The sequence below is a fragment of the Gardnerella sp. DNF01144 genome (assembly GCF_049244245.1).
GTDB lineage: Bacteria > Actinomycetota > Actinomycetes > Actinomycetales > Bifidobacteriaceae > Bifidobacterium > Bifidobacterium piotii.
Genome location: NZ_CP058390.1, coordinates 1,072,450 through 1,086,648 on the forward strand (window position 1 = coordinate 1,072,450; position 14,199 = coordinate 1,086,648).

Consider the following 14,199-nt stretch of genomic DNA (forward strand, 5'->3'; position numbering starts at 1 on the left):
TGACGCAAAACACAGCAAAACACCACAAAAATAGCGTTTTTTTACAATACTTTAAGATAACTTTAAGCTAATAACCTATTCACATTAAGAAAAGAGTGGTTACATATAAAACATAGACGAAATAAATCACAATAATCAGTGATTTAGAACTAATAACTGAACCTCTCTTCTTCTCTTCTTTCAAACCCCCGAGCCAATCACTCGGGGGTTTTGTTTTGCGCAAGACTTGCACAAGAGGCGGGTTAGATGGGTTATAGGCCAAAAAGTATGTAAAGCTAAGCTGATGAATATTCGCACAAGAGGCGCGTAAGCGGCAAAACAGAAACCAATTGACGCACTTTGTACGTGATTTAGGCCAAATTTGGTACAAAACCCGTCACATCGTTCGCGCGGATTAGTTGCGCGAACGTCTTCGCCGCATGTAAAGTCCACTGGACTTTACATTTGAGCGGCTCAGCGAATCGAAGTGCATTCGCGAACAAAAAAGCCCCCGCGATTACGAGAGCTATTCGCTGGGGTACCTGGACTCGAACCAAGAATGGATGAACCAGAATCACCTGTGTTGCCAATTACACCATACCCCAATTGGCAGGCTTCGCGGCTCTTGGAACCGTTCAGTCTTTGTACCCCCGACCGGATTTGAACCGGTGTTGGCGCCGTGAGAGGGCGTAGTCCTAGGCCGCTAGACGACGGGGGCTTAATTTATTTGCTACGCCTCTAGACGCAACAAATGTCGACTTTACAACATAACGCAAGTATATGCAACTAGCGGCGTGTCGTACAACAACCAAATCAACAACAAATCAGCTACAAAATGCCCCCACGCAAGTCAAAAATCAACAAGCATGGGGGCAAATCGCGTTAAAGCTTAATCATTTTACAAATGCTCACGCAATCCAGCCAAGCGAGCCAGAGTCACGTCTTTGCCAACGATTTCCATGGACTCAAAAAGCGGAGGCGAAACTCTGCGGCCAGAAAGAGCCACGCGCACAGGACCAAACGCCAATCGCGGCTTGTAACCAGCTTCTTCAACAAGCTTCTTGTTCAAAAGCTCGTGCAAAGAATCCGTATGCCAATCAGAAGAATCAACACCCTTCAAAGCAGAGAGCGCAGCGTCAAGCACATCGCCAGCAGATTCCTTAAGCTGTTTACGCGCATCGTCATCTGGCTCAATGTAGCCATCTTCGCTTAACAGACTACCGACCATACCAGCAACTTCACCAAGCAAGCGCACGCGAGGCTGAACAAGAGGAGCAGCAGCGCTAAGCACCCAGCGCTCGCGACTAGTCAACGCATCCCAATTGTCCGCGCTAACTACGCCATCCTTATGCAAGTAAGGCACAGAACGATTCAAAAAATCTTGAGGCTCAAGCATGCGAATATGCTCAGCGTTAATGGAAATTGCTTTGTCTAAGTCGAAGTGTGCAGGGTTTGCCTTAACGTCTCGCACATCGAACTTTTCAATCATCTCGTCCATAGAGAACACATCGCGATCAGGCGCAATCGACCATCCAAGCAAAGCCAAGTAGTTCAGCAAGCCTTCTGGAATAAAGCCGTTATCTCTATGCAAGAACAAGTTAGACTCAGGGTCTCTCTTAGAAAGCTTCTTCTTGCCTTCGCCCATAACGTAAGGCATGTGGCCGTAAAGCGGAGTCTCCTTAGCAATTCCCATTTCCATCAAATAGCGATAAAGCACAATCTGACGAGGTGTGGAGCTAAGAATATCCTCACCACGCAAAACCACGTTCACATCCATCAACGCGTCATCAACAGGATTTGTAAGCGTGTAAAGCGGATCGCCATTCGGGCGCACAATCACATAATCTGGAACAGAACCCGCCTTAAACGTGATTTCGCCACGAATTAAATCGTTAAAAGTAATGTCTTCATTTGGCATCTTTAAGCGAAGTGCAGGCTTGCGACCCTCCTCGCGGAAAGCTTGCTTCTGCTCCTCAGTAAGGTTTCTGTCGTAACCGTCGTAACCAAACTCAGCTGGTCTACCTGCAGCAATATTGCGCTCTTTAATCTCTTCTGGAGTAGAGAAGGACTCGTAAGCGTATCCTGCTTCAAAAAGCTTTTTCGCTACGTCTTTATAAATCTCCATACGTTGAGACTGGCGGTACGGGCCATTTTCTCCGCCAACATCAATGCCCTCGTCCCAATCAATATTTAGCCAACGAAGAGCCTCAATAATCTGCTGGTAGCTTTCTTCGCTATCTCGCTCGTTGTCCGTGTCTTCAATGCGGAAAAGCAACTTACCATGCGTGTGGCGAGCCTCTGCCCAGTTAAACAGCGCGGTACGAACCATGCCAACGTGAGGCGTGCCGGTTGGCGAAGGGCAAAAACGCACGCGAACATTCTTTGGAAGTTCAGGCTTTGTGGATTTTGTTGCATTATTAGCAACTTCTTGAGTTTCCTCTGTATCAGTCATAGGTTCCATTGTGCCGCGCGTTACGGACGTGCCTGCGGACATGCCTATCTAGTCAAGCGCTTGCGTTGATTCCTTATTACCTTCTACGTGCGCAAACTTAGCAGCAAGAGCTTCGCGAGACTTTCTATCGTCTTCTTCTTTTGCAAGCTTCTTAGCAACTTCTGGATCCCAAAGAACGTCTTCCTTATGCTTTGACCATTCACGCTCAAGCAATGGGGCTGCAATTTCAAGTAGCGTGCTCATACTATTTTCGCCATTTTCACTAGCTTTACCACTTTTTACGCAATCAACAAGCTCACGCCACTGATTATCCTTAAACATCATTCGAGGAATTCCAGCACACTCACACACTTCGTTAATATATAGGAATATAGGCAAAGTTTCGTAAATGTTGCTGGTTTTTTCAATAAGACTTTTAAGAATAAACAGTATTGCAGTAATTTTTTGCGATTCTACAGAATTAAGTCCGCAAAAATCACACTCTTGTTTTGCGCACCTAAACGCATCTTGCAAGCTCTCAACACTCCAATTACCAGCAACACTTAAAGAATCCGCAGCACCATTGATTGCGTTAACATCGTTAGAAAGATTGGATTCAAGCTTGCTAAAAATAGCATTAACATCATTCGTGTTGTTTTCTAGCTCTTCTTGCGCTTCGCTATAGTCTGGTTCGTAGCATAAATCCATATCATCGTAAGCGCTTGCAGCAGCCAAAAGCGCGTCAACTATCTCTTGTGGGCGTCCTGGAATTTCGTCTGCACCTTCATACACAAACTCTGCATCTGGAACAGTAACGTCTAAATCCGTAACAATTCGAGCAATAGCGCGAATCGCCCTAACCTCAAGATTTTCCGCATATTTTGCGTCATTATCTAAATGGCGAGCTTCGCTTAAAGGCCACAATTTAGTTAAATCCGCGGCCGACTTTGCAGCAGACTCAAGCAGACTCAAAGCCTTTGAATCCAGCTCTTCTACAGAATCACCCATAATAACGCTCCTTCGCATTAGCTGTAAAAAACACGGTTTCTACGCATCTTTTATGCATATTTTAAAGTCTACTGCTTATTATTCCACACGTTCTATTGCACACGCGCCGCAGAATCCACATATGTGATGGAAAGCACATTCATATTTGCGCAATCGAACGTAATCGAAGTAATCGACGCCAAGGCCGTTTTGCGCAAAAGCATATTGTGCTCCGCGTGACCCGTTTCTAGCAAATGACGATAAGACCATATTGGCGATTCGTGCGTTACAGCTACGATTTGCTCTCCTGGGTGATTTTTCACTTGCTCGCACGCAAAATCACCAACGCGCGCAGCAATGCTTTTGTAGGATTCTCCCCAACTTGGCTTCCACAAGTTAGATACAAGCTTCCAATTGTTGTTTTTCCACAACGCGCCTTCGCCGTAGCCGATTCTTTTCCCGCGAAAATTGTTTTCCGCTTCAATTAGACGATTGTCTAAAATAATCGGGCCGATTTGCAAAGCGCTTGCGATTTGTTGCGCTGTTTCTTGCGTGCGCTCTAAAGGAGACGAGTAAATCGCGCTAATCCCACGCATTTGCGGAACAGTCGCAATATATTGCGCAGTAGCTCTTGCCATTCGCACGCCTCGCGCAGAAAGATGGAATCCTGGCAATCTCTCGTAAAGCACGTGATTTGGATTTTCCACTTCCCCGTGACGCACAAAATGAATAGTCGTAGCTTGCATATTCTCTAAACCTACTTCCAAACCTACTTCCAGCCTTTTGGAGTGTGGCTTAACGACCACTCGCCCAACTTGTGAGCAAAAGTATTATCTTTAGCGGCATCATAATCAGGTTTTTGCGACTTTGTGTCGTCTAAAAGCCACTTTCTAATAACAAAATTCCACACAGCTACAACAACTGTTGCAATAAGCTTGCCAATATTTGTGCGAAGCATGTAAATCGCAGTGCCGCGCAAAGCTTCAACCATTCCAAGCGTGCTAAGCCAAATAATCGCATCGTTAATAAGCAAACCAATAACTGCAGAAATAACAAAAATCAGCAATTCCATCCAACGAGCCATGTCTTCGCGGTGTTTAAACACGTACTTCATGCTGGCAATGTAGTTAAAAATAAGCGAGATTATAAAAGATATTGTTCCAGCAACAACGTTATTAAGATGCACAAGAAGAAGCAGATTTAGCAATACTACGTCAATAATAAGCGCAATGATTCCTACGATTCCAAACTTAACAACCTGTTCAATAAGTTTTTTCATACATTCAATTAAACACGCGGAGGTTAACAATTTACTATAATTATTGCGTAACACAGGTTTATTATTGCGTAACATAAGTTGCGCAACACAAGTTTATAAACTTAGAAAATCCATAAAATTTAGCAAAGGAGCGATTATGCCAGTTATTCACACTCACGTTTCTGTAAGCACTACACCTGCTCAGCGCGATGCATTAAAAGCAGCATACGGCAAGGCGATTAGCGCAGTTCCAGGAAAAAGCGAGCATTGGCTTATGTGCCCATTTGAAGACAATATGCCAATTTATTTTGCTGGAGATAATACTAAGCCTGCAGCTTACGTTGAAGTGAACGTTTTTGGCTCTAGCGTACCTGGGTCTGCTTGGGAAAAGTTGACAGAGCAGATTATGGCAGCTTTGGAGAGCGAGCTTGGAGTGCCACAAGACCGCACTTACATTCGTTACACTGCAACCACTGACTGGGGTTGGAACGGCGGCAACTTCTAGTCGCAAGTCGCACGTCGAGAATCGCAAGTCGCACGTGGCAACTCGCAAATAATCACATCAAAAACCTAACCAAAAAGCCTACCGCAAACAAGACGGTAGGCTTTGATTTTTAATTGTTCAGCTTTGGGATATGGTATTGATTGAATAATGCGCAAAATTCCTTACATATCATCGGCATCTGTCTCATATTTTTCCATCAGAAGATGCAAGTTTCAGTTGTCGACAAAATGTCGACAACTGACTTTTTTCTTATCTGTTATGCGCTTTTACACAATACCAATAGTTGCTAAGATTGATTGCCAAAATTCGACTCGTCAAACTCAGAGCTGCTTGAAGAATAATCATCGCTACTAGCAACGCTGCCTTCAAGATCTGGGCCAGCAGCTGCACGAGCAACCTCTTCCATACCTTTGTTGTCACATAAAACCATACGAACATAGCCAACAACAAATCCAACAGCAGCAGGGCAAACCCAAGCCATGCCATATTCCGAGAACGGCAACCAGTTTTGAGCAACAATCAACATATCGTTTATATGCAATGCATTGCGCAAAGCTGTTGGCAAACTATTCAAAAAGTCAAATACAGCTGCAACACCAGTAAAACCAAGTGTCCAAGCGTACACAACTTTGGAATTTCCAAAAAGTCGACCGCACAAAGCTAAAAGAATCAATACGATTGACAGCGGATACAAGAACATCAATACTGGAACCGCGTATTCGATGATTGCACTCAAACCAAAGTTTGCAAGACCAAACGAAACAAGCGTAATCAATACAGCCCAAACTCTGTAGCTAGGACCTTTAGGGAATAACTTAGAGAAAGTTTCCGAACAGCTTACGATTAAGCCAACTGCCGTCTTTAAGCATGCAAGAGTTACAGTTGCAGCAAGCACAAATAAGCCAACGTTACCAAGATGATAGCGTGCAACTTGCGCCAAAGTCACGCCACCATTTTCCGCAGGTGGGAACAGCGCGCGGCTACGCACACCAACAACGACAATCGCAACGTAAATCAACGCCATAAGCAAGCAGCTAAAGAATCCAGATCGAGCAGTATTTACTGCCACATCTTTAGGATCTTTTACACCAAACTGACGAATGGTGCTAACAACAACAATTCCAAATGCCAAGCTAGCTAAAGCATCCATTGTGTTGTAGCCATCTAAGAATCCTGTAAAGAATGACTTATTAACATAATTTCCTATAGGAGCAGCATCCGAAGAAGCGCCGCTTATAGGAGAAAATAGTGCAGTAAATACCAAAACCGCTAGGAACACAAGGAAGATTGGCGTAAGAACTTTACCAACCCACGTAAGTATGCCACTTGGTTTCATAGCAAAGAAGAACGCGAGTGCAAAGAACACTACAGAGAACAAGAACAGGTACAATTGCCCGTTTCCATCTTGCGGAATAATTCGCTCCAATCCAACAGTGTATGAAGTTGTTGCACAGCGCGGAATTGCAAAGAATGGGCCGATTGTTAAATAAAGAACGCATGTAAAGAACATGCCGTATTTTTTGCTAGCTTTACTCGAAAGCTCAAAAAGGCCGTTTGCGCGGCTCATTGCAAGAGCCGTAACACCAAGTAATGGCAAACCAACGCCAGTAACAATAAAGCCGATTGTTGCAGGAGCAGAATTGTTTCCTGCGTTAGCACCAAGAAATACTGGGAAAATAAGGTTTCCAGCGCCAAAGAACATGCCAAACAACATGACCGCCACGTATGCGGACTCAATAATTGTCAAGTTCCTTTTTTTCGTGGCACTGTCTGTGCTGACACTTTGTGTTGTGACGCTCATGCTTACACCTCCTATATGGTGAAAAATTGTTTAAGCATATTATTTAACGCATTGAATAACAAAACTGAAACCGAAAAATAATATTAGGGGGTATATTAATAAATCGCATGTACTTAATCGGAAAAAGTTATAATCCGCGCGTGTCTCCTAATTAAAAATAAAAGGACGCTAGCATAAAAACTAACGTCCTAAATAAAGCGTAAATGCGCAATAATAGTAAAAACTACATCTTTTCTGGAGCGCTAACGCCTAGCAAATCAAGGCCTTCTGCAATTACTGTGCGCACAGCAGCGTTAAGCTTAAGTCGAGCTGCCGCGCGCGCTGGCTCTGGGCACTTTGCAATGCGAATAGCCTCGCGCTCTGCTTCTGGCAAGCGATTTTCTGGGTCGCTCAACTCCATTGGCACTACGCGCTCAAGGTTGTACCACTTGTGGTAGCTTGCAGCCAAATCCTCAAGATAATGCGCAACTCTGTGCGGAGTGCGCAAATCGCCAGCTTGTGCAAGAGCTGCAGGCCATTGCGCCAAAGCAGCCAACACTTCTCCATCTGCCTCGGTATTAAGCAAGCTTAAATCGGCTCCATCTGCACTAATTCCAGCATCTGCAGCGTTACGAGCCACATTGCAGCTGCGTGCGTGAGCGTATTGCACGTAGTACACAGGATTATCGTTGCTGTGAGAAGCAAGCAAATCCAAATCAATATCAACGCTTGTGTTGTAGTCGGTGCGCGCAAGCGAGTAGCGAGAAGCATCAACGCCAATTGCATCAACTAAATCGTCAATCGTAATAACGTTTCCAGCGCGCTTGCTCATGCGCACTGGCTTGCCGTCCTTCATAACGTTTACCATCTGACCAATAAGAATCTGCATGTTTTCGCCTGGCTTATCTCCAAAAGCCGCGCACATTGCCATCATTCTGCCAATATAGCCGTGATGATCAGCGCCGAGCATGTAAATTGCTACGTCTGCAGGATTCTGATCACGGTGACGCTTGTTGCGATAGTATGCAATATCTGCAGCGAAGTAGGCGTAATTGCCGTCGGACTTAATAATTACGCGATCCTTATCGTCTCCATGCTTGGTGGATTCAAACCAAGTTGCGCCATCTTTTTCAAAAATATCTCCACGCTCACGCAAGTCTGTAATAGCGCGCTCAACTTCGCCATCTTCATACAGGCTGTTCTCGTGGAACCACACGTCAAAACCAACACGAAAATCGCGCATTGACTTACGAATTTCAGCAAACATCATTGGCACTGCGCGCTTGCGGAACTCTTCTCGCTGCTCGGAATCGCCTTCGCCAAGTGGCAAGCCTTCTTCGTCTTTTCCAAGATCGACTCTAGGCAAAGAAAGAACGTCAACGCCGTCTGCTTGCGCTTCTTTTATAACAGCATCCGCGATTTCGTTAATATACGCGCCTTTGTAGCCGTCTGCAGGCGTTTCTTCGCCGTGAGCTGCCGCGACTAAAGACTTTGCAAAACGGTTGATTTGCTCACCGTGATCGTTGAAGTAGTATTCGCGCACAACTTTTGCGCCGTTTGCTTCCAAGACTCGAGCCATAGAATCGCCAACTGCTGCCCAGCGAGTTCCACCAATGTGAATTGGACCAGTTGGATTTGCGGAAACAAACTCAAGATTCAAAGTTTTGCCGCTTAAATGCGTATTTTTGCCAAAATCCGCGCCCTGATTTAATACTTCTTCTACAACAGCCGCGGCAGACGCAGAATCAAGCGTTATGTTAATAAAGCCAGGGCCTGCCACTTCTACGCGCGCAATACTTTCCGCATCTTGCAAGCGCTCTGCAAAAAGTTCCGCTAAATCACTAGGCTTCATACCAGCTTTTTTAGCGAGCTGCATAGCAACGTTCGTAGCCCAATCGCCGTGTGCGCGATCTTTTGGCCTCATAACTGCAAGTTTTTCGGCAGCAGGAATCAAATCTTCTGTTAGACTGCCAGCTTTACCGCTTGCTACTAAATCTTTAGCAATTTTTTCAATTAATTCACTTAAGCTTTCTGGATTCATGATTTACAGTCTAGCGTTACCGCGCGATGCTTCGCGATTATAACGTATTGGATTGCGTTATTCAGCATATAAGGTAATATATGTTTTACATGTTTTACAATGGAGATTAGAAATGGCTGCAACAATTACAGGATTAAGAGTACCCTCCAACGTTTTAGATCGTTATGATCAGCTCGCTAAAACCACTCACCGCACTCGTTCATTTTACATGAATCAAGCGCTAGAAGCCCAAATCGATGAACTTGAACATGAATATGGACTAATGGCAGATATTGAAGCATACAAACGTGGAGAATTAGAAACGTCTCCACTCGACGACGTGGTGAAGCGCCTTGGTTTGGAAGATTAATTTATCTAAAAGGGCTGAAAAACAGCTAGGGAAAATTGACAAAACAATTGCTAAGCAAATCGTTAAGGAACTTCGCGAAATTAGCAATCTCGACAATCCTCGAATCAGAGGCAAAGCGCTAACTGGCAACTATTCGGGGTTTTGGAGATATAGAGTAAGGGATTACAGAATAATTTGTGCAATTGAAAATAATGTGCTGACCGTTTTTGTTGTAGATATTGATCATCGCAGCAGAATCTACAATAAGTGATTATTACTAAGTGCTTAAATACACAAAAAGCGCTGGGGTCGAAGGTTAACTTCCAGCGCTTTTGTTTTGCGATTAACTATTTGCAATTACTTGCGACTACTTCTTTTTTGCAGGAGCTTCACCGAGTTCGCTTTGAGCAACAGAAACGTTTACGTTAGTTGCATCAGATTCCGCAGATTCAGATTCAGAAGAATCGCCAGCATCTGCAGCCTTAACAGCGTTAAGCTTTACTTCTCCAGTAACGCGACCCGCCTCCGCAACGTCATCCAAAGTCTCCTCAACAGCCTTATAAGCATTTTCTGCTACGTTCAAAGTCACTTGCAAAATAGGAGTCTTCATAGAAACCTTTGCTTCAGACTTAATCTTGCGCAAAGTAGCCAAAGCCTCGCCCGCGTAAGCCAAAGTGTCTGCAGAAACACCGTTTGCAGCAGCCTCATACGCCTTAGCGCATGGCCAGCTTGCACGATGCACAGAGCCTTCGCCGTCATGCATCCAGCTCCACACTTCTTCCGTAGCGTAAGGCAAGTAAGGAGCAAGCAAGCGAGCCAAAGCGTCGAGCGCAAGACCAAGAGTTGTGCGAGCAGACTTTACAGCAGCTTCGCTTGGAGTGCGTCCAGTGGATTCTGCAGTACCATAAGCACGATTCTTTGCAAGCTCGATGTAATCGTCGCAGAACTCCCAGAAGAAGGTTTCAATTGCTTCCAAAGCCTTGGAATGCTCGTAAGATTCAAGCGCATCAGTTGCGGTACGAATAACGGATGCAAGCTTTGCCATAACAGAGCGATCCAAAACTTCTGTAACGTTTGCAAAATCCCAATCCGCGCTAGCAGGCTCCAAAACTTGATGTTCATCGTTTTCTCGGCCAATCGCGAGCGCAAACTTCGTAGCGTTCAAAAGCTTAATCGCAAGGCGTCGGCCAATCTTCATCTGGCCTTCGTCGTAAGTCGCATCCAAGCCGAGTTTTGCAGAAGTCGCCCAGTAGCGCACAGCATCCGCACCAAACTCTTCAATTGGCTTATTTGGTACAACCACGTTTCCCTTAGATTTAGACATCTTCTTGTGGTCTGGATCAAGAATCCATCCAGAAAGCGCAGCGTGCTTCCAAGGCAAGCATCCGTTTTCAAGATGCGCGCGGTCAACCGTGCTAAACAGCCAAGTACGAATAATATCCTGGCCTTGTGGACGCAAATCCATTGGGAAAGTAGCCTTAAACAAAGCCTGATTTTCTTCACCTGGCTCTTCCCAACGAGTCACAATTTGTGGAGTTAAGGAAGATGTTGCCCAAGTATCCATAATGTCTTGCTCGGCAGTAAAGCCATTTGGCTGGTTACGCTGAGATTCATCAAAGCCTTCTGGAACGTCAATAGTTGGATCGATTGGCAAACGATCTTCGCTAGGAGTCAAAGGATGCTCGTAATCCACTTCCCCATTTTCGTTTACTAGGTACCAAAGTGGGAATGGCACACCAAAGAAGCGTTGGCGAGAAATAAGCCAGTCGCCATTCAAGCCATGAACCCAATTCTCGTAGCGCACGCGCATAAAGTCTGGGTGGAAGTTAAGTTCCTTGCCGCGCTCAATAAGCTCAGCGTTTAACTTTTCGTCCGTACCGCCGTTCTTTAAGTACCATTGGCGAGAAGTGACGATTTCCAAAGGTTTATCGCCCTTTTCGTAGAAGTTCGTCATACGCTTTGTTGGCTTTGGATCGCCTTCCATATCTCCAGCAGCTTGCAAGGCTTCAACAACTTCCTTGCGAGCAGAGAACGTGGTTTTACCAGCAATTTTCTCGAACATTTCGCGGCCAGACTCGTCCGTAATCCAATCAGGAGTAGTCATAACAATGCGGCCGTTACGCTGAATAATTGGTCGAGTTGGCAAACTCAAGTCGCGCCACCACTCAACGTCGGTTACGTCACCAAAAGTGCAGCACATTGCAATGCCAGCGCCCTTGTCCATTTGAGCAGCAGGATGCGCCAAAATCGGCACCTTCACCTTAAACAGCGGCGAGTAAACTTCCTTGCCAAAATACTTCTTGTAACGCTCATCGTCTGGGTGCGCAATCAAAGACGTGCAAGCAGCAAGCAATTCTGGGCGCGTAGTTTCAATGTAGATTGGCGTACCATCTTCAAAGCAGAACGCAATCTTATGATAGAAACCAGGGTATTCGCGCGCTTCAAGCTCTGCTTGTGCAACAGCAGTCTGGAATGTAACATCCCACAAGCCTGGAGCGTCTTTTTGATAAGCTTCTCCGCGAGCAAGATTGCGCAAGAATGCTTTTTGAGCAACTCGGCGAGGCTGCTCGCCAATCGTATGGTAGGTTTGCGACCAATCAACAGAAAGACCAAGCCTACGCCACAAAGCTTCAAAAAGCTTCTCATCTTGGGAAGTTAGGCGCTCACAAAGCTCAATAAAGTTCTGCCTGCTTACAGGAACCTGGTCTTTTGCCTCAATCTTCTTGCCTTCTGTGCCTTCAAATGGCGGCTTAAAATCAGGGTCATACTTAAGCGAAGTATCTACGCGCACGCCGTAATAATTTTGCACGCGGCGCTCTGTTGGCAAGCCGTTATCATCCCAACCCATTGGGTAGAACACATCAAAGCCTTGCATGCGCTTATATCGCGCGATAACATCCGTATGCGTGTAAGAGAATACGTGACCAACATGCAAGTGGCCACTAACTGTTGGAGGCGGCGTATCGATTGAATATACGGCCTTACGGTCGCGAGAATTGTGGAACGCGTAAGTCTTAGCTTCGTCCCAATTGCTACGCCATTTGTCTTCAAGACCATCAACACCAACCTTATTAGGCAATGGTGTTAAATGTGCGTGTTTTACTGTGTTATCCTGTTCACTCATGAACTGAATATTAGAAACTCACTGAGACATCGCACTATAACAGAGCACTAAGAACTCACTAAGCCAGCACTATTTAACAGTCACATCATGCAAAGGAAGCAGCTGATCGGTCATGTTAGTAGGGTATCCACTCACATTATTCTTTGCAACAACAACGCTGTTTCTTGCGTACAACCATCCCGAAACCGCGTAATCGCATAATTCTTTAGCGTACTTTTTGATGTTTTCTTCGTACTCTTGCGGACTTGTAGACTTCATTGCGTCTGCAAAATACTTTTGCGAAGCGTGATCTTGGAACAAATAGTTAGACTTAGTGTCTGCATACATTCCAGAATCCAAAGTGTGATTAGTCCAAGTAAGAGCTAAGTCGTATTTACCTTCGCGTATTCGTTGATCGATTACACTTTGGTCTAATTCTTCTAGTCTTACTGGGAATCCACCTGCATAGCTTAAGTTTTTTGCCATTTGATCGCAAACACTAGCCATTCCAGTTGGAACGAGCATTGTAATTCCGCGCAAATATCCTGCAACAAAGTAGTGGTACATACCATAAGCTTTTTGAACGTCGTGAGGATATGTGTTACTAAAATCTTCATACCCAGGAGACATAGGGTCGATTGGCCCGCCAACAAGTTGGCCTCCAAAAGGATCGGAAGCAAGAATAACATTTGGCTCAATCACATGTCTTGCAGCTCTACGAATTTGCTGATCGCAGAACATAGATGACATTCCCGTGTTAAAAGCAAACATTCTTAATCTTGTGCTTTTTCCCTTTACCAGCTTAGTGTTTGGCATTGCAGCCATTCGCTTGTTTTCATTTCCGTCTAGTGGAATTGCCATTTGCACGCTGCCATCTTTAACAGCGTTTGCTAAAGACGTGTCATCGTTAAAATACTTAAGCGTTATGCTTTGGCATCCAGCTTGCCCTGCCCAGTAATTGTTGTTTCTAGCAAGAACGAGATCCCCACCCTTGTTATATCCCTTTACTGTAAACGGACCTGTTCCAATAGCATCGGAAGCGTAGTTAACAAAAATGTTTGTGTTGTAAACAATTCCAGCTCTTCCAGCTAATCGTCTTGGCAAAAGTGGGTCTGGAGTTTTAAGAGTTATGTTTAGAACGCTAGGACCAGAATTAGAAACGCTTGTTATGTTTGTTAGCTTTTCGTAGCCAGGATAATTCTTTGTAATGCCTTGCTGAAGCGATTTAAGAACGGAGCTTGAGTCCATTGGGTCTCCGTTAGCAAACTTAATTCCGCTGCGGAGCCTAAATTTATAATTCAATCCATCGTTCGAAACGCTCCAAGATTGCGCAAGTCCTGGGTGTAAAGCATTGTTTTCGTCTCGTTTTACAAGTGTTTCGTAAACGTTCTCTAAAAGTGCCTGTTGTAAGGAATCACTATCGTCTGTTCTAATATCTAGCGAGGCTGGAGACGTTCGTAATCCTATTGTTAAAGTTGAATTTGACGCTGGAAAAATGTTTGTAGGTATTAAAGATCTTCCATCTATAAACCGCCATCCGCCCCAAATTATTGCAGATAGAATGCCGATTAAAACAATAAATACAACCCATGGTTTAGTGCTTCGTCTAGTTTTATGCGCATATCTTGTACTACGCGCATGTGAAGCAGATGAGTATCTTTCAAATTCAGGCATGATTAAAAGTTTATATCACCGTTTGAATTTGATTGCCGAATTTATGCACAAAATAGTCTAAAAATATTCTAAAAATATTCTAAAAGAGTTTACTAGACGCCATTAATCTTGTG

11 protein-coding genes and 2 tRNA genes are annotated in these 14,199 nt (G+C 44.7%); 3 read left to right on the forward strand and 10 right to left on the reverse strand.

From position 1 onward, the window contains the following. Window positions 1-512: 512 nt before the first annotated feature. The 6 genes from HXT36_RS04390 to HXT36_RS04415 all read right to left on the reverse strand — a co-directional run bounded on the left by HXT36_RS04390 (window position 513) and on the right by HXT36_RS04415 (window position 4,676). Window positions 513-584, reverse strand: a tRNA-Gln gene (locus HXT36_RS04390). Window positions 585-624: 40 nt separating this feature from the next. Next, window positions 625-697, reverse strand: a tRNA-Glu gene (locus HXT36_RS04395). A 180-nt stretch (window positions 698-877) separates the two neighbouring features. Next, on the reverse strand, window positions 878-2,440 hold the full coding sequence (gltX, locus tag HXT36_RS04400; protein ID WP_421779239.1) for a glutamate--tRNA ligase: 1,563 nt from the start codon (window positions 2,438-2,440) through the stop codon (window positions 878-880). A 39-nt stretch (window positions 2,441-2,479) separates the two neighbouring features. After that, window positions 2,480-3,418 carry a hypothetical protein gene (locus tag HXT36_RS04405; protein ID WP_421778639.1) on the reverse strand — a complete coding sequence of 313 codons (939 nt, stop codon included), beginning with the start codon at window positions 3,416-3,418 and terminating at the stop codon, window positions 2,480-2,482. A gap of 92 nt (window positions 3,419-3,510) precedes the next feature. Further along, window positions 3,511-4,143, reverse strand: coding sequence for a histidine phosphatase family protein (locus tag HXT36_RS04410; RefSeq protein ID WP_421779240.1), 633 nt, complete (start codon window positions 4,141-4,143; stop codon window positions 3,511-3,513). A gap of 23 nt (window positions 4,144-4,166) precedes the next feature. Further along, window positions 4,167-4,676: a GtrA family protein gene (locus HXT36_RS04415; protein ID WP_016796990.1), complete on the reverse strand. Its 510-nt coding sequence runs from the start codon at window positions 4,674-4,676 to the stop codon at window positions 4,167-4,169. A gap of 136 nt (window positions 4,677-4,812) precedes the next feature. On the opposite strand from HXT36_RS04415, the gene HXT36_RS04420 reads away from it, so the two are divergent. Beyond that, window positions 4,813-5,160, forward strand: coding sequence for a phenylpyruvate tautomerase MIF-related protein (locus HXT36_RS04420; protein ID WP_016796989.1), 348 nt, complete (start codon window positions 4,813-4,815; stop codon window positions 5,158-5,160). Window positions 5,161-5,446: 286 nt separating this feature from the next. On the opposite strand, the gene brnQ is transcribed toward HXT36_RS04420, so the two are convergent. Continuing rightward, window positions 5,447-6,961: a branched-chain amino acid transport system II carrier protein gene (gene brnQ, locus HXT36_RS04425; RefSeq protein WP_421778640.1), complete on the reverse strand. Its 1,515-nt coding sequence runs from the start codon at window positions 6,959-6,961 to the stop codon at window positions 5,447-5,449. A gap of 223 nt (window positions 6,962-7,184) precedes the next feature. Then, window positions 7,185-8,981: an arginine--tRNA ligase gene (gene argS / locus HXT36_RS04430; RefSeq protein WP_421778641.1), complete on the reverse strand. Its 1,797-nt coding sequence runs from the start codon at window positions 8,979-8,981 to the stop codon at window positions 7,185-7,187. Window positions 8,982-9,093: 112 nt separating this feature from the next. Here argS and relB point away from each other — a divergent pair, with 112 nt between their 5' ends. Both relB and HXT36_RS04440 read left to right on the forward strand, forming a co-directional pair. After that, complete coding sequence (relB, locus tag HXT36_RS04435) at window positions 9,094-9,330, forward strand: type II toxin-antitoxin system RelB family antitoxin (protein ID WP_016636007.1); 237 nt, start codon at window positions 9,094-9,096, stop codon at window positions 9,328-9,330. After that, the gene (locus tag HXT36_RS04440) at window positions 9,314-9,580 is read left to right on the forward strand and encodes a type II toxin-antitoxin system RelE family toxin (protein ID WP_016636006.1); all 267 of its coding nucleotides are present in this window, start codon (window positions 9,314-9,316) and stop codon (window positions 9,578-9,580) included. Before relB ends, HXT36_RS04440 begins: the two co-directional genes overlap by 17 nt. 96 nt (window positions 9,581-9,676) lie before the next feature. Here the strand turns inward: HXT36_RS04440 and valS are convergent, their stop codons facing one another. Together valS and HXT36_RS04450 are read right to left on the reverse strand one after the other, a co-directional pair. Next, complete coding sequence (gene valS, locus HXT36_RS04445; RefSeq protein WP_421778642.1) at window positions 9,677-12,433, reverse strand: valine--tRNA ligase; 2,757 nt, start codon at window positions 12,431-12,433, stop codon at window positions 9,677-9,679. A 69-nt stretch (window positions 12,434-12,502) separates the two neighbouring features. Continuing rightward, entirely contained in the window at window positions 12,503-14,086 is a 1,584-nt protein-coding gene (locus HXT36_RS04450) for an ABC transporter substrate-binding protein (protein WP_421778643.1), read from the reverse strand. Between the last annotated feature and the right edge of the window lie 113 nt (window positions 14,087-14,199).